Source organism: Limnohabitans sp., assembly GCF_030158565.1.
Lineage (GTDB): Bacteria > Pseudomonadota > Gammaproteobacteria > Burkholderiales > Burkholderiaceae_C > Limnohabitans_A.
In genome coordinates this window covers 1-22,344 of record NZ_JAOASQ010000057.1, presented here as the reverse complement: position 1 = coordinate 22,344, position 22,344 = coordinate 1, and the positions used below count along the sequence as shown (strand labels likewise).

23 protein-coding genes are annotated in these 22,344 nt (G+C 61.1%); 2 read left to right on the top strand and 21 right to left on the bottom strand.

The genetic code is table 11. The features are described from left to right. Window positions 1–50: 50 nt before the first annotated feature. Window positions 51–1,109: an alpha/beta fold hydrolase gene (locus Q1W40_RS12035; RefSeq protein ID WP_300712550.1), complete on the bottom strand. Its 1,059-nt coding sequence runs from the start codon at window positions 1,107–1,109 to the stop codon at window positions 51–53. 82 nt (window positions 1,110–1,191) lie between these two features. Beyond that, window positions 1,192–2,019 carry an amidohydrolase family protein gene (locus Q1W40_RS12030; RefSeq protein ID WP_315168288.1) on the bottom strand — a complete coding sequence of 276 codons (828 nt, stop codon included), beginning with the start codon at window positions 2,017–2,019 and terminating at the stop codon, window positions 1,192–1,194. A gap of 98 nt (window positions 2,020–2,117) precedes the next feature. Here Q1W40_RS12030 and aroE point away from each other — a divergent pair, with 98 nt between their 5' ends. Further along, window positions 2,118–2,951, top strand: coding sequence for a shikimate dehydrogenase (gene aroE, locus Q1W40_RS12025; RefSeq protein WP_300712295.1), 834 nt, complete (start codon window positions 2,118–2,120; stop codon window positions 2,949–2,951). Window positions 2,952–2,978: 27 nt separating this feature from the next. Here aroE and Q1W40_RS12020 read toward each other — a convergent pair whose 3' ends face one another. The 12 genes from Q1W40_RS12020 to Q1W40_RS11965 all read right to left on the bottom strand — a co-directional run bounded on the left by Q1W40_RS12020 (window position 2,979) and on the right by Q1W40_RS11965 (window position 13,866). After that, the gene (locus Q1W40_RS12020) at window positions 2,979–3,860 is read right to left on the bottom strand and encodes an NAD(P)-dependent oxidoreductase (RefSeq protein ID WP_300712292.1); all 882 of its coding nucleotides are present in this window, start codon (window positions 3,858–3,860) and stop codon (window positions 2,979–2,981) included. A 149-nt stretch (window positions 3,861–4,009) separates the two neighbouring features. Further along, entirely contained in the window at window positions 4,010–4,789 is a 780-nt protein-coding gene (locus Q1W40_RS12015; RefSeq protein ID WP_300712287.1) for an SDR family NAD(P)-dependent oxidoreductase, read from the bottom strand. A 1-nt stretch (window position 4,790) separates the two neighbouring features. Further along, window positions 4,791–5,582, bottom strand: a complete 792-nt coding sequence (locus tag Q1W40_RS12010) for an SDR family oxidoreductase (protein WP_300712284.1) — start codon at window positions 5,580–5,582, stop codon at window positions 4,791–4,793. A 70-nt stretch (window positions 5,583–5,652) separates the two neighbouring features. Next, on the bottom strand, window positions 5,653–6,843 hold the full coding sequence (locus Q1W40_RS12005; RefSeq protein ID WP_300712281.1) for an ABC transporter substrate-binding protein: 1,191 nt from the start codon (window positions 6,841–6,843) through the stop codon (window positions 5,653–5,655). A gap of 65 nt (window positions 6,844–6,908) precedes the next feature. Beyond that, window positions 6,909–7,613 (bottom strand): ABC transporter ATP-binding protein, encoded by a 705-nt coding sequence (locus tag Q1W40_RS12000; protein ID WP_108325227.1) that lies wholly within the window; start codon window positions 7,611–7,613, stop codon window positions 6,909–6,911. Next, window positions 7,610–8,329: an ABC transporter ATP-binding protein gene (locus tag Q1W40_RS11995; protein ID WP_300712277.1), complete on the bottom strand. Its 720-nt coding sequence runs from the start codon at window positions 8,327–8,329 to the stop codon at window positions 7,610–7,612. Before Q1W40_RS11995 ends, Q1W40_RS12000 begins: the two co-directional genes overlap by 4 nt. 13 nt (window positions 8,330–8,342) lie before the next feature. Then, window positions 8,343–9,314 (bottom strand): branched-chain amino acid ABC transporter permease, encoded by a 972-nt coding sequence (locus Q1W40_RS11990; RefSeq protein ID WP_300712274.1) that lies wholly within the window; start codon window positions 9,312–9,314, stop codon window positions 8,343–8,345. Window positions 9,315–9,330: 16 nt separating this feature from the next. Beyond that, window positions 9,331–10,182, bottom strand: a complete 852-nt coding sequence (locus Q1W40_RS11985; RefSeq protein WP_300712272.1) for a branched-chain amino acid ABC transporter permease — start codon at window positions 10,180–10,182, stop codon at window positions 9,331–9,333. A 17-nt stretch (window positions 10,183–10,199) separates the two neighbouring features. After that, a complete protein-coding gene (locus Q1W40_RS11980; RefSeq protein WP_300712269.1) occupies window positions 10,200–11,000 on the bottom strand; it encodes an SDR family oxidoreductase in 801 nt (266 codons plus the stop codon). Beyond that, a complete protein-coding gene (locus Q1W40_RS11975) occupies window positions 10,997–11,335 on the bottom strand; it encodes an NIPSNAP family protein (protein ID WP_300712266.1) in 339 nt (112 codons plus the stop codon). Before Q1W40_RS11975 ends, Q1W40_RS11980 begins: the two co-directional genes overlap by 4 nt. Before the next feature lies 1 nt (window position 11,336). Then, window positions 11,337–13,037 carry an FAD-dependent oxidoreductase gene (locus tag Q1W40_RS11970; protein WP_300712263.1) on the bottom strand — a complete coding sequence of 567 codons (1,701 nt, stop codon included), beginning with the start codon at window positions 13,035–13,037 and terminating at the stop codon, window positions 11,337–11,339. A gap of 10 nt (window positions 13,038–13,047) precedes the next feature. Further along, window positions 13,048–13,866, bottom strand: a complete 819-nt coding sequence (locus Q1W40_RS11965) for an SDR family oxidoreductase (protein WP_300712260.1) — start codon at window positions 13,864–13,866, stop codon at window positions 13,048–13,050. 105 nt (window positions 13,867–13,971) lie between these two features. Between Q1W40_RS11965 and Q1W40_RS11960 the strand changes: the two genes are divergently transcribed. Then, entirely contained in the window at window positions 13,972–14,898 is a 927-nt protein-coding gene (locus Q1W40_RS11960) for a helix-turn-helix domain-containing protein (RefSeq protein WP_300712257.1), read from the top strand. 82 nt (window positions 14,899–14,980) lie between these two features. On the opposite strand, the gene Q1W40_RS11955 is transcribed toward Q1W40_RS11960, so the two are convergent. The 7 genes from Q1W40_RS11955 to Q1W40_RS11925 form a co-directional block, all read right to left on the bottom strand. Beyond that, a complete protein-coding gene (locus tag Q1W40_RS11955) occupies window positions 14,981–15,913 on the bottom strand; it encodes an FAD-binding protein (RefSeq protein WP_300712255.1) in 933 nt (310 codons plus the stop codon). Between the two features lie 12 nt (window positions 15,914–15,925). Next, window positions 15,926–16,681: an electron transfer flavoprotein subunit beta/FixA family protein gene (locus Q1W40_RS11950; RefSeq protein ID WP_300710547.1), complete on the bottom strand. Its 756-nt coding sequence runs from the start codon at window positions 16,679–16,681 to the stop codon at window positions 15,926–15,928. A gap of 39 nt (window positions 16,682–16,720) precedes the next feature. Next, window positions 16,721–17,881 (bottom strand): acyl-CoA dehydrogenase family protein, encoded by a 1,161-nt coding sequence (locus Q1W40_RS11945; RefSeq protein WP_300712252.1) that lies wholly within the window; start codon window positions 17,879–17,881, stop codon window positions 16,721–16,723. Between the two features lie 13 nt (window positions 17,882–17,894). Then, window positions 17,895–18,671 (bottom strand): enoyl-CoA hydratase, encoded by a 777-nt coding sequence (locus Q1W40_RS11940; protein ID WP_300712249.1) that lies wholly within the window; start codon window positions 18,669–18,671, stop codon window positions 17,895–17,897. A 13-nt stretch (window positions 18,672–18,684) separates the two neighbouring features. Beyond that, on the bottom strand, window positions 18,685–19,668 hold the full coding sequence (locus Q1W40_RS11935) for a tripartite tricarboxylate transporter substrate binding protein (protein ID WP_300712244.1): 984 nt from the start codon (window positions 19,666–19,668) through the stop codon (window positions 18,685–18,687). 44 nt (window positions 19,669–19,712) lie between these two features. After that, the gene (gene aliA, locus Q1W40_RS11930; protein ID WP_300712241.1) at window positions 19,713–21,362 is read right to left on the bottom strand and encodes a cyclohexanecarboxylate-CoA ligase; all 1,650 of its coding nucleotides are present in this window, start codon (window positions 21,360–21,362) and stop codon (window positions 19,713–19,715) included. A 36-nt stretch (window positions 21,363–21,398) separates the two neighbouring features. Further along, a partial coding sequence (locus tag Q1W40_RS11925; protein ID WP_300712238.1) for an acyl-CoA dehydrogenase family protein occupies window positions 21,399–22,344 on the bottom strand: 946 nt, incomplete at its 5' end.

The following is a 22,344-nucleotide window of genomic DNA, read 5'->3' as shown; positions in this document are numbered from 1 at the left end:
GCGAAGGAAAGGGCAGGGCAGGGCTGGGCAGCGCTGCCCGTGTGCCCGTCTCAGCGCGTCAGGCGTGGGGCGGACTGCAGCAGTTCGCCCACTTCTTTTTTCCAAAAGCGTGCATTGCCGGTCGTGCCGTGCCCGAAGGTGTCGGGGCTGCCAGGGATGATCAAGGCCTTGGCCGTTTTGATGCGTGCCAAAGCTTTTTCCAGAACGCCCAGCTCGGGCGGGTTGCGTTCGTCATCGGCCGAGTTGATCACCAGCACGGAGGCCTTGATTTTTTCCAGCCCTGCAGAGGGGTCGTAGTCTTTGGAAGACTCCCACTGGAAGAGGTGGTCGTTGGCATCACCCGGTATGGGCGCTGTGAGTCGTTGTTTGAGCAGGGCATCGCCCTTGTCGCTGGAGGGCGTTATTTTCTGCAGACCCTGGTTGCCGCCGCTGGTGGCTGTTGAATAAAACACCGAAGCGAACTGCCAGCTCGGTGGCGGCTCTTTGTAGTTGCCGCCCATCCACAGCGGGTCTTTGCGGATCGATTCGGTCAGCATGCGGCGCAGCATCCAGTTGCGGCCCGACATGGCCGAGGGCAGTGAAGCCATGGGCACGGCAATGTCCATCATCTCGGGGTATTTCATGGCCCACATCCAGGTTTGCATGCCGCCCATGGAGTTGCCCAGCACCAGGCGCAAATGGCGGATGCCCAAATGCTCTGTGACCAAGCGGTGTTGGGCGGAAACCATGTCGTCGTAGTTGTAGGCCGGGAACTTGGCACGCAAGCCGTCCGAAGGTTTGCTGGATTTGCCGGTGCCAATCGCGTCCGGCAAGATCACGAAGTAGCGTTTGGCGTCCAGGATCTGGCCGGGGCCAAACAACTCGCCGCCAAACGCTGCGCCCAGCATGCCCGCACCAGAGCCGGTGGTGCCGTGCAAGATCAGCACCGCCTCGTTTTTGGGGTCACCCAATGTGGTGTAGTTCAGGCGCAGCTCCGGCAGCACCTCGCCAGTGTGGAACTTGAAGTCTTTGACGACCCAGTTGCTGCTTTGTGGGGTTTCTTGCGCGTGCGTTGTGGCGCCTGCACCGAGTGTCAGTGCGATCAGCCCTTGGCCGATGCGTTGAACCATGTTCATATTGTGTCTCCTGATGGGATCGTGCAATCTAGAACAGCTTGGGAGCAAGCGCTGACGCCTGCGTGTCAGCCCTCGGTCAATCCCCAAAGCCAAACAAACGCTTGGGTGTGTCCCACAACACGGCGCGCCTGTCGTCTTCATCGGGTAACCAGTCATGCACCAGCGCACGCAAAGGACCGTAGTCGATGCGTGCGGGTGCCCGCAAAAACGGCCAATCCGAAGCCCAGACTAGGGCCTGTGGCGTGAAGGCTTTGATCAAGGCATCTACATAAGGCCGGGCATCGGCATAGGGAAAGGGCAGGGCCGCAAACTTGGCGCAGCCTGAGAGCTTGACACAAATGCGGCCGGTGTCTGCCCATGACAGCAGGGTCTTAAACCCGGCTTGATGCAGCCCCGCAGCGGCGTTGGGGCGACCGCAATGGTCAAACAAAACCTTGACGCCACTGGCTTTCAGCAAAGCGTTCAAAGCAAGCAGCTGATCGCCTTCCACCTGTACTTGCGCCCACATGTCCAGATCCCGCAGGTGCTGCAAAAGTGGCCCGGTGTCGGCATAAAAATCGGTGCCCAGCAATGCGGCATTGAAGGCCACCCCCACCACGCCAGCGGCTTTCAAGTCTTGTAATTCGGTCAGGCTGGCGCTGTTCCTGACCACTGCGATGCCTTTGTAGCGCCCGTGGCCATGCGCCAAAGTGTCCAGCAAACACCGGTTGTCCAGCCCATAACCCGAGTTGGGGCCAACGATCAGGGCGTGCCGCACATCGTGCGCGGTCAACACCTGGTCGAGCAGTGCGGGGGTGCCGGTCTCGGCAGGCGAGGGCAGGTACCACGCATCCGGAACGTAAGGAAAGCGCAGCGGGTCGAACACATGCACGTGGCAATCGATGGCAAATTCAGGATCGGACATGGACATGTTCGTTGAACAAAATGGCATTGTCATGGGTTCGGCCGTCGTTTCGGCTGGTAGCGGCGATAAGATGGCCGGATTGTTGGCTGGAAATCCTCATGACAGATCGTTACGCCGTGATCGGCAACCCCATCGAGCAGAGCAAGTCGCCGCTCATCCACACCGCTTTTGCCCAAGTGACTGGGCAGGACATCGAATACACCAAAGTGCTGAGCCCCTTGGGCGAGTTTGCCCAGACGGTGGACGCTTTCCGTGCGGCCGGTGGCCGGGGCATGAACGTGACGGCGCCGTTCAAGTTGGACGCTTTTGCCTATGCGACCGACCTGGCGCCCGGTGCGCAAATGGCCGGTGCCGTGAACGCGATGAAGTTTGATGGCGACAAGGTCTATGCCGAAAACTTTGACGGTGTGGGCCTGGTGCGCGATGTGGTGCACAACTTGGGCTGCCCTTTGCAGGGCCGCCGGATTTTGATTTTGGGTGCAGGCGGTGCCACGCGGGGCGCTTTGCTGCCCATGCTGGCGCAGGGCCCCGCCGAGGTGGTGATCGTCAACCGCACGGTGGCCAAAGCCCAAGAATTGGCCGAGTTGGCCCGCAAGCACCAAAGCGCCAGCGTGCCGGTGCGCGGTGTGGGTTACGCCGATCTGGGCGGGCAAACTTTCGATGTCGTGTTCAACGCCACATCGGCCAGCCTGACGGCGCAATTGCCGCCACTGAGCGCTGCGGCCTTTGCGCCGGGTTGTTTGGCTTATGAGCTGGCCTATGGCAAGGGCTTGACGCCTTTCCTGAAGTTGGCGCAGCAAGCGGGCGTCACCCGCTTGGCCGACGGTGTGGGCATGTTGGCCGAGCAAGCGGCCGAGGCGTTTGAATGGTGGCGCGGCGTGCGCCCGGACACTGCGGCGGTGATCGAAAAACTCACCGTGCCTTTGGTCTGAAACGAGCCCCTTCCGCAGGGACTTTGTTCAGCTCGCTTGGCGCTTGACCAGCAGCCCGATCAACTCCGGCACCAGGGCATTCGGGTCGCCTTCTTTGCAGGCGAAATCCAGCGTGTTTTTGACGGCCTGCGCCACGGTGTGGTCGGCCTGCGTGTCGATGGCCATTTGGTTGTAGTAGCTCAGGTCCTTGAGCGCGTTGCTCATGGAAAAGCGCAAGCCCGAGGTGTCGCCTGTGGCCAGCGTGGGCTTGAGGCGGTCAAGCGCCGCACCCCAGCCCCCGCCTTTGGACAGCACTTCCACAAACGTGTGGGCGTCCACGCCCGCACGTTGGGCGCAAGCAGCCGCTTCGGCCAGCAAGGTCACGGTGCCCAGCGACACGTAGTTGTGCAAGAGCTTCATGCGGTGGCCCGAGCCAATGGGGCCAGTGTGCACGATGTTTTCTGCAAAGCAGGCCAGGATGGGTTTGCAGGTTTCGAACAAAGCCGCATCGCCGCCCACCAGCAAGTTCAATCGGCCTTCGGCGGCCTCTTTGGGGGTGCGCGTCATGGGCGAGTCGAGAAACTGACCGCCTTGAGCGATGACCAGGGCTGCGACCTTTTCGGTGGAGGCGGGCACGGCCGTGGAGCAGTCGATGACGATGGTGCCCGGCCGCATGCCCTTCAAGACGCCGTCTTCGCCCAGCAGCACCGCCTCGACCTGTGGCGTGCCGGTCACGCACAAGATGATCACATTCGATTGCGCGGCCAGCGCCTGGGGCGTGGTGCAGGTGTGTGCGCCTGCGGCCAGCAGGGCGTCCAGCGGCTGGTTGCCGGGGTGTTCCAGCACCGTCAGGCTGTGCCCGTGTTTGAGCAAATTGCTCGCGATGCCATGGCCCATCATGCCAATGCCGATCATGCCGATTGTTTTCATGCGTGCTCCGATGAGGAAGGGTGCAAGTATGGAATAAATCGAGGGCCGGTCATGTCACCGATGCTGCTGCGGTTTTGCAGGCTTCATTCCCAGCGCTTGAAGCAGCGTGTGGCTTGCTGCTGAAAACACAGGCTTTGAGTTGTGACCTTTCACATCTGGGCCAGCAAGCCGCCATCAATGGCCAGTGTCTGGCCATTCACATACGAAGCTGCGGGGGACACCAGAAACAAAACCACTGGGGCGATGTCTTCGGGCGTGGCCCAACGCGCTTGCGGCACTTCTTGGCGCAAGAAATCCTCGAAACCTGCGCGCTGTTGCAAACCGGCTGTGAATTCGGTGCGCACAAAGCCTGGCGCAATCGCATTGGCCGTGATGCCGCTGGCGCCGTACTCCACAGCGATCGCCCGGGCCATGGCCCCCAAGGCCGCCTTGGCCGTGGAATAAGCGCCAATGAGCGGCATGGTGGACTGGCCCGAGACCGACGAGGTCATGACGACCCGGCCAAAACCCCGTGCACACATGCCCGGCAGAAACACCCGGGAGCAGTTGAACGCTCCGCCCACATGCACGTCCTGAATTTTTTGCCATTCTTCCCGGCTCATCTCCACCAGGGCTTTGCGATTTTGGTTGCCGGCATTGCTCACCAGGATGTCGACCGACCAACCCGCCGTGTCCAGCGCTTGTGCTGCCGTCTGAACAGCGGCCATGTCGGCGACATCAAAACAGGCTGCACGCGCCTCAATGCCCAGCGCTTGCAGGCTGTGCACAGCATCGTCGGCGGCTTGCGGGTGCAGGTCATTGATCAGCACCCGCGCCCCAGCGTGCCCCAGCGCGGTGGCGATGGCCAGGCCAATGCCTCTGGCCGAGCCGGTGACCAAAGCGGTGCGGCCTTGCAGGCCAAACGATTGCGAGAGATAGGTCGGATTCATGTCAGTCTTTCACGGCTGGTTTGCCGGGGCGCCCCGGGATCATGGTCAGCATGTGGTCGGCCACGCCGCCATCGACCACGAGGTTTTGACCATTGACGTAGCTTGCGCCCGCGCTGATCAGGTAATGCACGGCTTGCCCAATGTCATCGGGCCGACCGATGCGCCCCATGGGCACCAGGGCTTCGCGCCGCGCTTTGGTGTCAGCATCTTGGTAGACCGCTTCGGTCAGCGGGGTTCGGACCATGCCCGGGCACACCGTGTTGGTTCGTATGCCTTCTGGCCCCCACTCTTGCGCCAGTTGACGGCACAGCATGATGAGCGCCGCTTTGGCCGGCGAATAAGCGCCATAACCGGGATGCGGGTGCAAGCCCGACATGGAGGCAATGGCCGTGATGCTGCCGCGTGTGCGCTTGAGCGAGGGGTAGGCCGCTTGGGCCATCAGGAACACCGAGCGGGTGTTCAGGTTGAAGGTCAAGTCCCATTGCTCCACCGACAAATCGGCCAGTTGGCCTGGCCCTGATGCACCCGCCACGCAGACCAAGGCGTCCAGATCGCCATGGCCAGTCTGCGCCTCATGCACCATGCGCCTTGCATCTTCGGGGCGGGTCACATCGCCCACCACGCCTTGCGCTTGCACGCCCATGTCACGCAGGGCCTGAAGCAAGTGTGAGAGGCGTTCGCCGTTTTGCGTGCTGGCCACCGTCAGCTTGAGTTCTTGCTTTGCCTGCGAGGCCAGCACCTCGCAGATGCCTTGGCCAATGCCTCCGGTCGCGCCGGTCACCAAAATATGCATGCTTGATCTCCCGTAAAAAAGCCGCCTGGCGATGAAGCACAGGCGGCTTGGTTTTCACATCATCCGGGCATCACATCTTGCACAGTGGCGAAGGTGCGGGGACGATGGACGCGGGGAAGGTTTGCTCGACCACAGGGCGCAAAACACCATCGGCCATCTTGGCGCGACCCACGTAGTTGGGCAAGACCAGTTGGTTGTCAGCCGCACGCATGGTCACGTTGCCATAGATGGTGTCCAGTTGGGCACCACGCAGGGCCTTGCTGACCTCTTCAGGTTTGTTGCTCTTGGCCAGCTTGACGCCTTCCAGCATGACCTGGGCTCCGTTGTAGGCCTGACCTTCGTTGTCGGTGGGCAGGCGGTTGAACTTGGCTTTCCAGGCGGCCACAAAAGCCTTGCTCTTGGGCGTGTCAATGTCGGGCGTGTAGCCGGTTGTGCCAGGTGTGCCTTCCAGGGCCTTGCCGGTCGCATTGATCATGAAGTTCAAGATCAGAGAGTGACCGATCAAAGGTGTCTTGGGGATCAGGCCAAACTCTTCGGCTTGCTTGACGAAGGCAATGGCGTCACGACCGACTTCGGCCACCCAAATCCCGTCCACATTGGCGGCCTTGAGTTGGGCGATGTAGGGCGAGAAGTCCTTGGTGCCCATGGGCACGTACAAGCTCAATGGAACGCTTTTGCCGGAAGCTTCGGCCGCTTTTTTGAACGACTCGCCAGAGTCACGACCCCAGACATAGTCGGCAGCGATCACGGCAAATTTGTTGCCCTTGATGTTCTTGGCCCAAGCGTTGATCATCGCGATGTCCATCGCGTCGGAGTGGTTGGTGCGGAAGCTCCGTGGCTTGCAGGTGTCGCCGGTCAACTTGTCAGACTTGCTGGCCACCACAAAGTAAGCGGCATCCCAGCGGTCCAGGTTCTGGGCAATGGCCAGAGAGATGGAGGAGGGGATCGCACCGATCAAGAGGTTGTAGCCATCCCGGGCGAGTTTTTCAGCTTCGCGACGACCCGCATCCGGTGTGCCTTCGTCGTCGGCTTCTTTCACTTCGATTTTGCGGCCGTCCACGCCACCTTTGGCGTTGGCTTCGTCGATGGCGAACTTGATGGCGCGCATGACCTCTTCACCCTGTTGAGCAAAAACGCCCGATTTGGACGACACCAGGCCGACCTTGACCGGCTCTTTGCCTTGTGCCACAGCCGCCATGGGCAGCGCAGCGATCAGGGCCGCAGCGACGAGGGAACGCTGGATGGTTTTCATTTTGAACATGCTTGTCTCCTTTTGTGGGAATTTGCCGGAAACCGTCCGGACATCGGTTGGGGAAAATGGGACGCTCAGACCATGACGTGGTTTTCAAGTGCATGCAGACCATCACGGGAATTGACGACTTCGCCCTGCGCGACGATGGCGCCCTTGGCCATGGCCAGGTAACGCCGAGCCACACGCACGACCAGACTCATGTTTTGTTCAATCAACAAAAGCGCCGTGCCTTGGTCAGCCACCTGGTTGAAGATGACGGCCAGCTGGTCCACGATCACGGGGGCCAGACCTTCGGTGGGCTCGTCGAGCAAGATCAAGGCTGGATTGGCCATCAGCGCACGCCCGACCGCCAACATCTGTTGCTGGCCGCCCGACAGCGCCGTGCCCGGTGTGTGGGCGCGCTCTTGCAGGATCGGGAAAATTTTGTAGATTTCGGACACTGACCAAGGCCCCTTGCGGCCCACGGCGGCGCCCAGGATCAGGTTTTCTTCCACCGTCAGGTTGGCCACAATGCGCCGACCTTGCGGCACCACCGCTATGCCATGCTGCGCCGCCATGTAGGCGCGCAGCTTGGTGTGCTCTTTGCCACCAAAAGCCACATGCCCATCTTGCAGACTGGCCAGCCCCAGGATGGTGTTGACCACCGTGGTCTTGCCCACCCCGTTGCGCCCGATGAGGGCCACCCGCTCACCCGGGTTCACATGCAGATCCAGGCCGTGCAGGATGTGCGCCGCACCGTAGTAGGCGTGGACGTTTTTCAGACTCAACAAGGCGCTCATGCTGCGCTCCCCAAATAAGCTTCACGTACACGTGGATTGGCGCGCACTTCAGCTGGCGCGCCGCTGGCAATCACACGGCCCAACTCAAACACCGTCACCACATCGGAGATGCCAAACACCACATCCATGTCGTGCTCCACCAGCAAGACCGACACGTCCCAGCTGGCGGTGAGTTTTTTCAAATGCTGCGCCAGATCCAGAGATTCCTTGACCGACAGACCCGCCATCGGCTCGTCGAGGAGCAGCACTGTGGGGCGACCCACCAAAGCCAGTCCCAGATCCAGTCGGCGCTGCTCGCCGTAGCCCAGATCTTCGGCCGTCGAATCTTTGAGCGCCCACAGGTCCAGTTCCTTGAGTACCGCTTCGGCGTCGGCAGCGGAATCTTTGACGCCCATCTTGTGTGAGGCCAGCTCAATCTGGCGGTGCACGGTCATTTGCCCGAAGATGCTGGTGCGCTGAAAGCTGCGCGACAAGCCGCGCATGCGCCGTTCAACCACGCCAAGCGCTGAAACGTCTTGCCCCAGCAAACTGACTTTGCCCCTGGTGAGCTTGCGCCTGCCGGTGATCGCGTCGATCACGGTAGATTTGCCTGCGCCATTGGGGCCAATCAGGCCTCGGATTTGGCCTTTTTCAAGCGTGATGGCCACGCCATCGACCGCTTTGACACCACCATAGTGGATGGCCACGTCGTCTGCTTGCAATACGTAATTTGTCATCTTGTTCTCCCACTCAGTGGCCGCCGACCTTGATCGAGGGCTTCTTGCCCAGAACCCAGCGGTCAAACAATCCCGCCACACCTGTGGGCGAGAACACGATGACCGCGATCAGGGCCATGCCGAAAATTGTCATCCAGTGCGTGGCGTGTTCACCCAATATGTCTTTGAACATGAAATAAACCACCGCACCCACTGCAGGCCCCCACAGCGCCTTGAAGCCACCCACAACCACCATCATCAAAGCCACACCCGACAGGCTCCAGTGCATGCTTTCGGGGGAGACAAAGCCGGTGTTCATGGCCGAGAGCACGCCGGCCACTGAGGTCACCAAGGCGGACAATGCATAGACCGCAGCGCGAGGCAGCAAGGTGGTGATGCCAATGAAGCGTGCGCGTTCTTCGTTGTCGCGCACCGCCTCGGTGATGCCGCCAAAGCGGGTTCGCATCAGCCATGCCAAGAGGAACATCACCACCACCAGGGTGCTCCAGCAAACCAAGAACATCGTGGCGGGTTTGAGCATTTGCGACATCGGAAAACCAAACAGACGCGACGGCCAATCGATGTTCATGCCGTCAGCGCCGCCGGTTAAACCGCGGGCGCGTGATGCCGACAGGAAAAACATCTGACCGATGGCCAGTGTCAACATGCCAAAGGCCACGCCCGGCACCCGCACGATCACCAGCCCGATCAGGAAGGCTGCCGCCGTCACGGCCAGCAAGGTCACCAAAATGGCCAGTTCGGCCGACATGAGCTGCAGCTGCAGCAAGATGCCGATCAGGTAACTGGCCCCGCCGAAGAACAAGGCGTGGCCAAAGCTGACCATGCCGTTTTGCTTGAGCAAAACGCCTACACCCAGTGCAAACACCGCATAAATGATGGACTGGGTGAGCAGCGACAAGAGCGTGCTCGACGACACACCGAAGGCCACCACGGCCCCCAGACCCAAGGCTGCAAGGGCACCCAAAGAAGAATTCTTCAAACTCATGTTGATCCACTCCTGCTTAAGTACGGCTGCCGGCAAAACCGGAGGGCTTCCAGATCAGGATGCCGATCATGAACACGAAGGGCAGCAACACGGCGGCATCGGGCAGGTACACCGCGCCAATGGCCTGCACCATGCCCAAGACCAGTGCCGCGATGAAGGCTCCTGCCAAAGAACCCAAGCCCCCAATCACGACCACCACAAAGGAGTCGATGATCACGTCAGAGCTCATGGCTGGCGACAAGGACAGGAAGGGCGCAGCCACCACACCGGCCAGACCCGCCAGCGCCGTGCCCAGGCCCACAACGCCTGCGCTCAGAAAGTCGGTGTTCACGCCTTGCATGGAGGTGGTCACAGGGTCGGTGCTGGCGGCACGGACAAACAAACCCACCTTGGAAAAGCGCAACCACAGACTCAAGCCCAGCGCCACCAGCAAACCGATCACGATCACAGACAAGCGATAGGCCGGCACAGGCGTGCCCAACAAGTCGACGCTGAAAGCCAGGGCTTCAGGCACCGGCACGGACAAGTTGCTTTTGCCCCAAGTGGTTTGCACCAGATCCTCAATCACGAGCAGCAAGCCGAAAGTGACCAGCACCACCGTGAGTGGGTCGCGGTCTTGGAGCAAGCGAAACCCATAGCGGTCCAGAAAGACTCCGAACACGGCCATGATGGCGGGTGCAGCGACCAATGCCACCCAGAAATTGCTGTGCAGTGAAATCGAATAGCCCAGGTAAGCGCCCAACATGTACAGCGAGCCATGGGCGAAGTTCACCACCCGGCGCAGGCCATAAATGAGGGCCAGTCCCGAGCACATCACGATGAGCAATGCGCCGTAGACCAGGCCGTTGAATAAATTGATCGTCAACATCTGGGTTGTCTCCTTTTTTAATCTTCTTGAAGAGGGCCAAGTGCCGCCTCGGGCGCACCCAAGGCGGCCCAGCCACCGTCGACTGGCAACACCGCACCGGTGATGTAGCTGGCAAGGGGTGAGGCCAAAAAGGCGATCACCTGGGCAATTTCTTCGGGGGCGGCCATGCGTCCCATAGGGGTTCGGCGGGCAATCGCCTGGGCGTCGATCGCGCCGCGTTCGGTCAGGCTGGCGACCAAGGCGGTCTTCACATAACCGGGTGCCACGGCATTCACGCGGATGCCTCGGCGCGCCCATTCAGTGGCCAGAGCCCGGGTCATGCCGAGCACGCCGGCTTTGGCCGCGCAGTAAGCGTTGCGACCGGGAATGCCGCCAAAGCTGGCGATGGAGCCGATGTTCACGATGGCGCCTCGGTTGCCGTGGGCATCACGCGCTTGCTGGTTCATCTGCGCAATCACGTGTTGCGACATCACAAAGGCCCCTCGCAAATGCACAGCCAAGACTTTGTCAAACGCGTCGATGTCCTGCTTCAATGTCGGGGCCGTTTGGTCGGCGATACCGGCGTTATTGACCAGTCCATCGATGCGGCCATGGCGTGCCACCACATCGCTCACCTGCGCTTTCACCGCGTCCGCATCGGTCACATCGCAGGCCCAGCCCGAGTGCTGGGCACCTAGGGCTTGCGCACGTTCAGCCGCGAGCGCACCGTTCAGATCGAACAAGGCCACGCTCCAACCCGCATGGGCCAGCTGCTGTGCCGTGGCCCAGCCGATGCCCTCAGCGGCGCCGGTGACGATGGCCACAGGTGCGGCGCTCATGCAACGCTCCATCCCGGCATGGTGGCGCTGCGGATCAGTCGCGTCTCTTGCGCCGTGATCAGGTGTGCCGAAGCCTGCAAGTAAGCAGCAAAGTCCGGATGGCTGTCGCGTGCACGGCATCGGCGTTCGTAGTCCGCCAAATCGTCATAGCCCCACAGGTGCACAAACTGGTTTTGCGGCCCCACCAAGCTGGTGTAAAAGCCAATGGGGTGGCCCAACGTGTCCACCAATATGGGCATGGCCAGGCGGTTGAAGACGTCCAGAAACTCCGGCATCTTGCGCAGCGCAATCGTGTAAATGCGGTGGTCCACCAAAGGCTTGATGAGCGTGCGCATGTCAGGCCCCCGCCTTGTCGGCGATGTGGTTGGCCGTCACATAGGCAAACACCATGTTGGGCCCGTGCGTGATGCCTGCGGCCGGGTAGTTGCCACCCATGATGCTGGCCCGGTCGTTGCCCACGGCGTACAGACCCGGGATGACCGAGCCATCGCTTTTCTTGACCTCACCCACCACGCTGGTCTGGATGCCATCGAAGCTGCCGAGGTCGCCCATCATCAGTTTGACCGCATAGAACGGACCTTTTTCAACCGGTGCCACACAGGGGTTGGGCTGGTGGTTGGGGTCGGCCAGGTAGCGGTTGAAGGCGGTGGTGCCACGGGCGTGTTGTTCGTCCACACCTTTGACAGCACCGGTGTTGTATTCGCGCACGGTGGCTTCCAGACCCGCCGCATCGATGCCGGTGACCTGGGCCAGATCGGCCAAGGTCTTGCCTTCAAAGAGGTAACCATTGCGGATGTATTTGCCAAAGGGCATGGGCGCGGGTTTGACGAAGCCCAGTCCGTATTTGCCCAAGGTGGTCTTGTCACAGACCAGCCACATCACGGTTTCTTTTTGACCTTTGCAGGCTTCGATCATGGCCACGCCCACATCGTGGTACGAGTTCGATTCATTCGTGAAGCGCTTGCCGTTGCGCAGCACGCCAATCACGCCGGGTTTGTAACGGTCCAGCAAGTGGGGGAACACACCAAATTCGCCGTTGTCATAGGGCACTTTGGACACGGGCATCCAGGCGGCTGCATCCTTGAAGCGCAAGTCCACATCGGCGCCTGCAGTCTCGGCCATGCGCACGCCATCGCCTGTGTTGGTTTCGGGGGTAGGTGAGAGGTGTTCCCCGCCACTTTGCAGGTGCGGATAAGCCTTGGCGATGCGCTGCACGTCTTGCGGAAAGCCACCGCAAGCGAGCACCACGCCACGGCGTGCGCGGATGTCGCGCTCACCGCCTTCGCCACCCACCTGCATACCGACCACTTGGCCGTTCTCGGTCAACACCCGTTTGGCCGGTGTCGAGGTCAGGATCGGAATGCCCAGGTCCAGCGCCGATTTGGCCAGACGCGCGGCCAGCGCATTGCCGCTGGTCACGTTGATGGCGCGTTGGTACAACGCCAGTTCCTTGAGGTGGTTGACCAACCGTTTGGCCACGTACAGAAAGGACGTCAGTGATTTCGTGAACTGGAAAAAGTGCTTGAGGTCCGCATTGGACGAGTTGAACATCATGCCGATGAAGGTGATGGTCTTGAGCGGGGGCTTCAAGCGCGGCATGTCTTTGCCCAGACCTCGGATGTCGTAGGGCTGCGCCAGGATGGAGCGGCCAATCGGCGCGCCGCCAGGCACGTCAGGGTGGTAATCCGGGTAGAGCGTGGGGATGAATTTCATCTCGGTTTCGCGCTCAAAGAAGTCGACCATCTTGGGGCCCTGGTCCATGAAAGCGGCGACGGCCGCTTCGTCGTAGTAAGTGCCGGTCTCTTGCATCATGTAGGTGCGCACCGCATCGAGCGTGTCTTGCGGGTTTTGCTTGCGGCCATGCGCGTTCAGGGGCACCCAGAGCACGCCACCCGACAGGGCGGTGGTGCCGCCGAACACGGGTTCTTTCTCGATCACCACCACATCCAGGCCCCGTTTTTTGGCCGTGATGGCGCAAGACAAGCCTGCGGCACCAGAGCCCACCACCAGCAAATCACATTCGGAATGGTTTGTCATTTTTGTTTCCTCAAGCGGTTTGGTTGAAGCCAGGACGCGGCACCATGTCCATCAACATGCAGGACATGCCCCCGTCGACAACGAGCTCGGCACCGTTGACATAGCTCGAACGGGGGCTGGCCAGAAAGATCGCGACATCGGCGATGTCTTGCGGCTCGCCGATGCGGCGGCTGGCGGTGACGGCTGAACGCTTGGCCTCAAAACCAGGCTCTTCGTAAAACTTGGCCGACAAAGCGGTGCGGATCATGCCGGGGCAGATCGCGTTGCTGCGCACGCCCTGTGGGCCCCATTCGACGGCCAGTTGGCGGGACATCTGCAGCACGCCGGCCTTGCTGGCGCTGTAGGCACCGCTGTGGCTTTGCGGGAACAGGCCCGAGATGGAGGCCACGTTGACGATGCAGCCTTCACCGGCTGCACGCATGGCCGCACCGAAGGCGCGGGCGCACAGCAGGTAGCCGGTCAGGTTGACCGCCAGCACGGCGTTCCAGTCGTCCAGGCTCACATCGGCCAAGCCGCCAGAACGCAGCAGGCCCGCGTTGTTGATCAGTGCGTAGGCGGTGCCCCATGTGGACTGGACTTTTTCTGAGGCCGCCTGCACGCTGGCCGCATCGCTGATGTCGCAGTTCACCGCCAGGGTTTGCGCGCCTTGTGCTTGCAACTGATCGTGCATGCGCTGCAAGCCTTGTGCATCGCGATCGAGCATTGCCACGCGTGCACCTACTTGCGTCAAACGCTGGGCCACCGATGCGCCGATGCCGCTAGCCGCACCGGTGACCACGCACACGCGGCCCTGCAGTTCAAGCCAGTTTTTGTCTCCACTCATGACCATGTCCTTGTTCCTGTTCTCTGCCCAAGATTGTTGGAATGAGGGTCGAAAATTTTTTTGACGATTCGTTCGAAGAACAGGACAATTCGTGCGAACTGGAGTGTGAAAATGGCGGTTTCTAGGGTTATCCCGAGTTACGATTTGTATGGCGATTCGAGCCGACATGAAGAATCGGCGGCATTCAATTTCGAATGGATTCCACAGCGTTCGACCTTGTACAACTGGCTGATCCATCCCCATCGGCACGACTCCTTCATCCAGGTGCTTTACCTCACTGAGGGGCATGTGGATGTGCAGATTGAGCATGTTCAGCAAACACTGCATGCGCCCTGCGTGATGTTGATCCCGGCAGGTCATGTGCACGGGTTCCGGTTTTCTCAAGATACCAATGGCCCGGTGGTCACGGCTATGCAAAAGGCGCTGGAATCGGCGGCTGCCTTGATGATGCCGCCTTTGCTCGAGACCATACGCACGCCACGTTTGCTCTCTTTGCAGTCGGAGATGCGCTACATCGACCAGCTCATGCCTTTGTTTTTGGCGCTGGAGCAAGAATCGCACACACCGGCTGAAGGCCAGGTGGCCGCGGGGACGTCTTTGTTGTTGGCGCTGATGGTGCAAGTGCACCGCATTTGCAAATTGTCCGATCTGGGCGACACCCAAACCCACTACAGCATTTCGCGCAAGTCGAGGCAAATCGAAAAATTCCGCAGCTTGATCGACAAAAATTTCCGCACCGACCATTCCTTGCAAAGCTACGCCAACCAGGTCGGTGTGACGGTCGGGCAACTCTCGCGCCTGTGCCGTGAGGTCTTGGGCAAATCGAGCTTGCAGGTCATGAATGACCGTTTGATCCAGGAAGCGCAACGCGAGTTGGTCTACACCGCTTTGCCCATCAAGCAATTGGCGTCCGAACTCGGTTTTGAGGACGATGCTTATTTCAGCCGTTTCTTTCGCAAACACATCGGCATGACACCCAAAGCCTACCGAGCCAAGTCGCTCGCACAAATGGGCAGTGAAGCGCAGACCCATTTTTGAGCGTCGCTCGCAAGGCTTGCTCCGTGAGGACTTGTGTGCCAGACGGAAAGCGCCCATGTTATTCAGCATGGGGCATTCAAACTCACAAAGCGGCCGAGAGCTCAGGCACAGCGGCAAACAGATCGGCCTCCAGGCCAAAGTCCGCCACGCTGAAGATCGGGGCTTCTGGGTCCTTGTTGATCGCCACGATCACCTTGGAGTCCTTCATGCCCGCCAGGTGCTGGATCGCACCCGAGATGCCTGCGGCGATGTACAGCTGAGGTGCAACGATCTTGCCGGTCTGGCCCACTTGCAAGTCGTTGGCGGCATAACCAGCATCCACTGCTGCGCGGCTGGCGCCAATCGCTGCACCCAGCTTGTCGGCCAGCGGCGTCATCACTTCGTTGAACTTTTCCGAACTGCCCAAAGCGCGGCCACCGGAGACGATGATCTTGGCTGCGGTGAGTTCTGGGCGGTCGTTCTTGGCGATCTCGCTGCGCGTGAAGCTGCTCTTGCCGCTGTCGGCTTGGGCGGCTGCGCTTTCAACGGCTGCTGCGCCACCGGTGGCGGCTGCGGCGTCAAAGCCGGTGGTGCGCACGGTGATCACTTTGGTGCCGTCGGTGGACTGCACCGTAGCGATGGCATTGCCTGCGTAAATCGGGCGCTCAAAGGTGTCGGCCGAGATGACTTGGGTCACATCGCTGATTTGCGCGACATCCAATTTGGCCGCCACGCGGGGGGCCACGTTTTTGCCAGCCGCAGTGGCGGGGAACAAGATGTGGCTGTAGTTGGCAGCGATCGCCAAGACTTGTGCTGCGACGTTCTCGGCCAGGCCATGGGCCAGGGCTTCGCTGTCGGCGTGGATCACTTTGGACACACCAGCGATTTGCGCTGCGGCTTGCGCGGCGGCAGCGGCGTTGTGGCCAGCCACCAGCACGTGCACGTCACCACCGCAAGCCACAGCGGCTGTCACGGTGTTCAAGGTGGCGCCTTTGATGGAGGCGTTGTCGTGTTCTGCAATAACGAGGGAAGTCATGTTCTTCAGTCCTTAGATCACTTTGGCCACGTTCTTGAGCTTGTCCACCAAGGTGGCGACATCGGGCACCTTGATGCCGGCGCTGCGCTTGGCAGGCTCCATCACCTTGAGGGTCTTGATGCGGGGTGCCACATCGACGCCCAGGTCTTCTGGCTTGAAGGTGTCGAGCTGCTTTTTCTTGGCCTTCATGATGTTGGGCAGCGTCACGTAGCGCGGCTCGTTCAGACGCAAGTCGGTGGTCACCACCGCTGGCAAGCTGATGGACAGCACTTCCAGGCCGCCGTCGATCTCGCGGGTCACTTGGGCCTTGCCGTCCACGATCTCGACCTTGGAGGCAAACGTCGCTTGGGGCAAGTCGGCCAAAGCAGCCAGCATCTGGCCCGTCTGGTTGCAATCGTCGTCAATCGCTTGCTTGCCCAAAATGATCAGGCCGGGTTGCTCTTTGGCGACCAAGGCCTTGAGCAGCTTGGCCACGGCCAGGGGCTGCAGATCCAGATCGGCTGGGGTCTCGACCAAAATGCCGCGGTCGGCACCGATGGCCATGGCGGTGCGCAGGGTTTCCTGGCACTGGCTCACGCCGCAGGACACAGCGATCACTTCGGTGGCCAGGCCTTTTTCTTTCAGGCGCACGGCTTCTTCGACGGCGATTTCGTCAAAGGGGTTCATGCTCATCTTGACGTTGGCAATGTCCACACCGGAACCGTCGGACTTGACGCGCACTTTGACGTTGTAGTCCACCACCCGCTTGACGGGAACAAGAATTTTCATGAGCTCACTCCGATTTAAAAATGTGTGTGAAGCCTGCGTTCACGCTGTGCGCAGCAGCTCGCGGCCGATGATGATTTGTTGCACTTGGGTCGTGCCTTCATACAGGCGCAGCAAGCGGGCGTCGCGGTAAAAGCGCTCCACCGGGTATTCGTTGATGTAGCCCGCACCGCCATGAATCTGCACGCCCCGGTCGGCCACGCGTCCGACCATCTCGGTGGAGAACAATTTGGCGCAAGACACTTGCATGGAAATTTCAGGGGCGGACACATGCGCAGGCTTGCCGTCAAAGCGGTGCGCCACGTCCTTGACGAGGGACCAGCCTGCCAGCAATTCGGCCTGGCTGTCGGCCAGCATGGCCTGGATCAGCTGGAACTCGCCAATCGGTTTGCCGAACTGTTTGCGGTCGCGGGCGTAGCGGCGAGCTTCGTCGAGGATGCGCGAGGCCAAGCCACAAGAAACGGCAGAAATGTTCAAGCGGCCACGATCAAGCACCTTCATGGCGGTCTTGAAGCCCTGCCCGGGCACGCCACCGATGATGTTGGCGGCGGGCACACGCACGTTTTCCAGAATCACGTCACAGGTCTTGGTGCCGCGCTGGCCCATTTTCTTGTCGGGCTTGCCCAAGGTGATGCCTGGCAGGTCGGCCGGAACGATGAAGGCCGACACCCCGCCCGCACCCGGGCCACCGGTGCGCGCCATGAGCGTGAAGGCACCGGCGCGGGGTGCGTTGGTGATGTAGCGTTTGGTGCCATTGAGCACGTAATGGTCGCCGTCCAGCACCGCTCGGGTCTTGAGCGAGGCGGCATCGGTGCCGACATCGGGCTCGGTCAGTGCGAAGGACATGATCAGCTCGCCGCTGGCCACGCGGGGCAAATACGTGGCTTTTTGCTCTGGCGTGCCGTCCATCAGGATGCCTTGCGAGCCGATGCCGATGTTGGTGCCAAAGACAGAGCGGAAGGCGGGCGCGGTGCGGCCCAGCTCGTAATTGACCAGTACTTCCTGGCTGACCGACAGGCCAATGCCGCCAAATTCTTCGGGCACCGTCAGGCCAAACAGGCCCATGTCTTTCATGTCCTGCACGATGTCCAGTGGCACATCGTCGTGCTCTTCGAGGTGGTCTTCGGCAGGGATCAGGCGCTCCTGGATGAAGCGCTGGAGGGTGGGCAGCAGGAGTTCAAAAGATTCGGTGTCGAGGGCCATGGTCAAAGTCGGTTCAGCGGTGTTGGAAAACAGGTTTGCGTTTGCCCAGGAAGGCGTGCATGCCTTCGTGCGCGTCGTCGCTGGCAAAGCGGGCATGCAGCTCACGCCGCTCGAACAGGATGCCTTCGCTCAGGCTGCTCTCGTGGGCGCGGTTGACAGATTCCTTGATGGCCATGAGGGCGGGCAATGAGTAGCCCGCAATTTGTGTGGCCAGTTTCAGTGTGGTGGTTTGCAGATCGGCGTCTGGCACCACGCGCGAGACCAGGCCATAGCGGTCGGCTTCTTGTGCCGACAACATGCGGGCCGACAGGCACATGTCCATGGCCTTGGCTTTGCCAATGGCGCGAGGCAGGCGCTGCGTGCCCCCTGCGCCTGGCAGCATGGCGAGCTTGATTTCAGGCAATGCGAATTGCGCAGACTCTGCCGCCAAGATGATGTCGCAGGCCAGGGCCAGCTCGCAGCCGCCGCCCATGGCGTAACCGGCCACGGCGGCAATGACCGGCTTGCGCACCTGGCGAATGGTTTCCCAGTTGCGGGTGATGAAGCCGCTCTGGTACACATCCATGTAGGTCCAGTCGGCCATCACGGCGATGTCGGCACCGGCGGCAAAAGCCTTGTCGCTGCCGGTGATGACGATGGCACCGATGTCCGGGTCTTGGTCCAGGCCGAGCAGAGCCTCACCCAGCGCGTCCATCAGGGCGTCGTTGAGGGCATTGAGTTGCGCCGGGCGATTGAGGGTGATGAGTCCGACACGGCCTTGCCGTGCGGTCAGGATGGGGGACTCGGACATCGTGCTTTCCTGCTCACTCGACGGTGATTTTCTGGTCGCGGATCAGATTGCCCAGCACCTTGCCTTCGTTGGCCAGCAGGGCCTTGAATTCGGCGGTGTCCAAGGCAACGTTTTCACCACCCAGGTCGGCGTAGCGGACCTTGAGCGTGGGGGAGGCCAATGCTTTGCCAACTTCGCGGTTCAAACGGGCGATGACCTCCGCCGGTGTGCCATTGGGCGCCCACATGCCGAACCAGATGTCCAGATTGGCCCCTTTGAAGCCTTGCTCCGCCACGGTGGGCACATCAGGAAAGAAGGGCGAGCGCTTCTCACTCACCACAGCCAGCAATTTGACCTTGCCGGTGCGGATGTGAGGGAAGGCAATGCCGGGGTCGCACACCATGTCGGCTTGTCCTGCCAGAACATCTTGCAAGGCTGGCGCTGCGCCTTTGTAGGGCACATGCAGGATGTTGGTGCCTGTGGCTTGCTTGAAGAGCTCGCAAGCGAGGTGGGGCGGCGTGCCTGCGCCAGCCGAGGCGTAGGCCATTTTTCCGGCCTTGGCCTGTGCAACCAGTTCGCGCACATCCTTGGCGGTGCTTTGGGGTTTGGTGACCAAATACATTTGCGATTTGCCAACGCCGGCGACGGGCGTGAGGTCCCGAGAAGGAAGCAGGGTGGATTTGATCAAGTGCGGGTTGACGGTTTCCACCGAGGTGGGCGAGATGAACAAGGTGTAACCATCGGGGGTGGCGCGAGACACCTCAGCCGCAGCAATGTTGCCGCTGGCTCCGGGTTTGTTGTCAACGACCACCGATTGACCCAGGCTTTCAGCCAAGCCTTGCGCGACCAGTCGCGCCATGGCGTCGGTGGTGCCACCGGGCGCAAATCCCACGACGATGCGTACGGGCTTGCTCGGCCAGGACTGGGCCTGGCTGCTCAGGCTGGCGCTCAAGCCCAGCACTGAAATTGCGGCCATCGTCATGCTGCGACGAAGTTTTGAATGTGTCGAGGTTTTCATGGTTTGTCTCTTGTTGGGTGTGATGAAAAGTTGAGCGCTAGGACTTAAGCTGCACCGTTGCGCAAATCCTCGCGCAGCTTGAATTTCTGGATCTTTCCTGAGGGGGTGGAGGGCATGGCCTCACGCACTTCCAGTCGCTCGGGGATGTACTGGATCGCGACCTTCTGCTCTTTCAGGTAGGTCACCATGGTGGGCATGTCAAAGCTTTGGCCAGGCTTGGGCACCACCACGGCGCAAGCACGCTCGCCCAGTCGCTCGTCGGGGTAGGCCACGATGGCCGCCAAGGCCACGGCAGGGTGGCGGTAAAGCAAGGATTCGATCTCGACCACGGGGATGTTTTCGCCGCCCCGGATGATCACGTCCTTGCTGCGGCCGGTGATGCGGATGTAGCCTTGTGCATCCATGCTGGCCAGGTCGCCGGTGTCGAACCAGCCCTCGGCATCGGTGCCGTTCAGATGTGCGCGCTTGAGGTAGCCGCCAAAGTTGGAGCACGCACGCACATACAACTTGCCAGGCGAACCGGCTGGCAGGGCTGGGCCGGAGGCATCCGATTCCACCACCTTGAGCTCAACGCCAGGCAGCGCCACACCGTCGGTGGTGAAAGCACGCTCGTCCGGGTCGTCTAGCTGGATGAGCGTGACAGCACCGTTTTCGCTCATGCCCCAGGCGGACACGATCTTGGTGCCCAGCGCAGCGCGGGCCTGCTCCACCAGCGGGCCGGGGATGGGGGCACCGGCGCACAGGAAGGTCTTGAGCGTGGGCACGGGCGTTTTGTTGTCGACGACCGCACGCGTCAGGTCCGTGAGGAAAGGTGTCGAGGCCATGGTGAAGCTGGCTTTTTCGGTGTTGATGACCTCCACTGCCTTTTTGGGCTCCCAGATGTCTTGCAGCACCGCGCTGGCCTTGAGCATGATGGGCATCATCAGGCCGTACATGAACCCCGTTTGGTGGGCCATGGGCGAGGCCATCAGCACCACGTCTTCGGCGTCCAGTTGCAGTCGTGCAGCATAAGGAATGATGTTGGCCATCACGGTGTTGGCCGAGTGCATCACGCCCTTGGGCTCACCCGTGGTGCCCGAGGTATAGATGAGCTGGGTGATGTCGTCGGGGCCGGGGCGGTGCGCGTTCAAAATGGCCGCCGCATCGGCTTGCTTTTCCCATTCGGGGCCGCTCAGGAGCGCTTCAAAGCTGTTGGCGCCTTGCCCGTCCACCGCCACGATGTGCTTCAGCTCGGGCAAGCCTGGCTGAATGGCGGTGATCATCTGTTCGAAGTCAAAACCCCGGAAAGTCTTGGGCGCGATGATGATCTTGGCCTCGCCGTGTTTGAGCATGAAGTTCAGTTCGCGCTCACGGAAGATGTGCATCAACGGGTTGATGACCGCACCGATGCGCGAGCAGGCCAGATAGGTCACGGTGAATTGCCACCAGTTGGGCAACTGGCAGGCCACGATGTCGTTCTTTTGCACGCCCAGTCGCGTCAAGCCCACTGCCACGCGGTCGGCCATTTGCGCCAGCTCGCGGTAAGTGAAGCGGCGCACATCTCCGGCTTCCACACGGTAGGCGGTCAGGGCCAGCTTGTCGGGGCAAGCCGCGACGCAGGCGTCCAGCTCACCGTTGATGGTGCGGTCGTGCCACAGGCCTTGGGCGATCATCGCAGCACGGCGAGCGGGCAATAAAACGGCATCGAATTCCATGTTTGTCTCCTTGGGGGTGAAATGTTTTTTTGGATGTCAGGCGGGCACGTTCTTGCGCCCCGCACGGGTGCGCGCAATGATGGTTTTCATGATCTGGGCCGTACCGTCGCCGATCTGGAAGCCCAGCACATCGCGCAGGCGTTGCTCCATCAGGCCCCGGTCGTAGCCGCCGTGGCCAAAGCACAGCAGGCATTGGTGAATCACGTCGTAGGCCAGCTTGGGGCCCCACCACTTGGCCATGCCGGCTTCGGCCGAATGAGGCAAGCCCTGGTCCTTTAGCCACAGGCCTTGCAGGCAGACCAGGCGCGCACCTTCGACCTCGGTGTCGTACTGGGCCAGCGGGTGCGTCACGCCCTGGAAAGCCGACAACGGCTGACCAAAGGCCTGGCGCTGGGTGATGTATTCCCAGGTTTCATCCAGCGCAGCGCGGGCCACGGCCAGGCATTGCAGGCCAATGAGCGAGCGGGAATAGTCAAAGCCGTGCATCACCTGCACAAAACCCTTGTTCTCGTCGCCCAGTCGGTGGCTGACGGGCACACGCACGTTTTCGAAAAAGATGGAGCCGCGACCGATCGAGCGCTGGCCGTGGCAGTCAAAGCGGCTGGTGCTCAGGCCGGGCGTGTCCATGGGCACCAGCAGGGCCGTGACGCCGTGTGCGCCGTCTTCGGGCTTGCCGGTGCGGCCAAAGACCACGGTGATGTCGGCCTGGTCAGCAGCCGAGATGGAGGTTTTCTCGCCGTTGATGACGTAGAAGTCGCCGTCGCGTTCGACCCGCAAACGCAGGTTGGCCGCGTCCGAGCCGCCGCGTGGTTCGGTCAGGGCAATGGCGCAAATGGCGCGACCTTCGCGGATCTTGTCGAGCCAGGGGCGCACCACGTCGGGATTGCCGTACTTGTAAAGGATCTGGCTGTTAAGGGATGCCAGCAAGTTCAGGTAAGAAAAGCTCAGGTCGGCGCGGGCGATTTCCTCGTGGATCACGCCT

Bases quoted from the DNA above. Each gene is read 5' to 3' on its own strand.
- aroE (WP_300712295.1), top strand. From the start codon at position 2,118: ATGACAGATCGTTACGCCGTGATCGGCAACCCCATCGAGCAGAGCAAG.
- Q1W40_RS11955 (WP_300712255.1), bottom strand. From the start codon at position 15,913: ATGACTTCCCTCGTTATTGCAGAACACGACAACGCCTCCATCAAAGGC.
- Q1W40_RS12035 (WP_300712550.1), bottom strand. From the start codon at position 1,109: ATGGTTCAACGCATCGGCCAAGGGCTGATCGCACTGACACTCGGTGCA.
- Q1W40_RS11965 (WP_300712260.1), bottom strand. From the start codon at position 13,866: ATGGTCATGAGTGGAGACAAAAACTGGCTTGAACTGCAGGGCCGCGTG.
- Q1W40_RS11970 (WP_300712263.1), bottom strand. From the start codon at position 13,037: ATGACAAACCATTCCGAATGTGATTTGCTGGTGGTGGGCTCTGGTGCC.
- Q1W40_RS11950 (WP_300710547.1), bottom strand. From the start codon at position 16,681: ATGAAAATTCTTGTTCCCGTCAAGCGGGTGGTGGACTACAACGTCAAA.
- Q1W40_RS12010 (WP_300712284.1), bottom strand. From the start codon at position 5,582: ATGCATATTTTGGTGACCGGCGCGACCGGAGGCATTGGCCAAGGCATC.
- Q1W40_RS11960 (WP_300712257.1), top strand. From the start codon at position 13,972: ATGGCGGTTTCTAGGGTTATCCCGAGTTACGATTTGTATGGCGATTCG.
- Q1W40_RS11980 (WP_300712269.1), bottom strand. From the start codon at position 11,000: ATGAGCGCCGCACCTGTGGCCATCGTCACCGGCGCCGCTGAGGGCATC.
- Q1W40_RS11945 (WP_300712252.1), bottom strand. From the start codon at position 17,881: ATGGCCCTCGACACCGAATCTTTTGAACTCCTGCTGCCCACCCTCCAG.
- Q1W40_RS12005 (WP_300712281.1), bottom strand. From the start codon at position 6,843: ATGTTCAAAATGAAAACCATCCAGCGTTCCCTCGTCGCTGCGGCCCTG.
- Q1W40_RS12030 (WP_315168288.1), bottom strand. From the start codon at position 2,019: ATGTCCGATCCTGAATTTGCCATCGATTGCCACGTGCATGTGTTCGAC.
- Q1W40_RS12020 (WP_300712292.1), bottom strand. From the start codon at position 3,860: ATGAAAACAATCGGCATGATCGGCATTGGCATGATGGGCCATGGCATC.
- Q1W40_RS12015 (WP_300712287.1), bottom strand. From the start codon at position 4,789: ATGAATCCGACCTATCTCTCGCAATCGTTTGGCCTGCAAGGCCGCACC.
- Q1W40_RS11985 (WP_300712272.1), bottom strand. From the start codon at position 10,182: ATGTTGACGATCAATTTATTCAACGGCCTGGTCTACGGCGCATTGCTC.
- Q1W40_RS11975 (WP_300712266.1), bottom strand. From the start codon at position 11,335: ATGCGCACGCTCATCAAGCCTTTGGTGGACCACCGCATTTACACGATT.
- Q1W40_RS11995 (WP_300712277.1), bottom strand. From the start codon at position 8,329: ATGACAAATTACGTATTGCAAGCAGACGACGTGGCCATCCACTATGGT.
- Q1W40_RS12000 (WP_108325227.1), bottom strand. From the start codon at position 7,613: ATGAGCGCCTTGTTGAGTCTGAAAAACGTCCACGCCTACTACGGTGCG.
- aliA (WP_300712241.1), bottom strand. From the start codon at position 21,362: ATGGAATTCGATGCCGTTTTATTGCCCGCTCGCCGTGCTGCGATGATC.
- Q1W40_RS11940 (WP_300712249.1), bottom strand. From the start codon at position 18,671: ATGTCCGAGTCCCCCATCCTGACCGCACGGCAAGGCCGTGTCGGACTC.
- Q1W40_RS11990 (WP_300712274.1), bottom strand. From the start codon at position 9,314: ATGAGTTTGAAGAATTCTTCTTTGGGTGCCCTTGCAGCCTTGGGTCTG.
- Q1W40_RS11935 (WP_300712244.1), bottom strand. From the start codon at position 19,668: ATGAAAACCTCGACACATTCAAAACTTCGTCGCAGCATGACGATGGCC.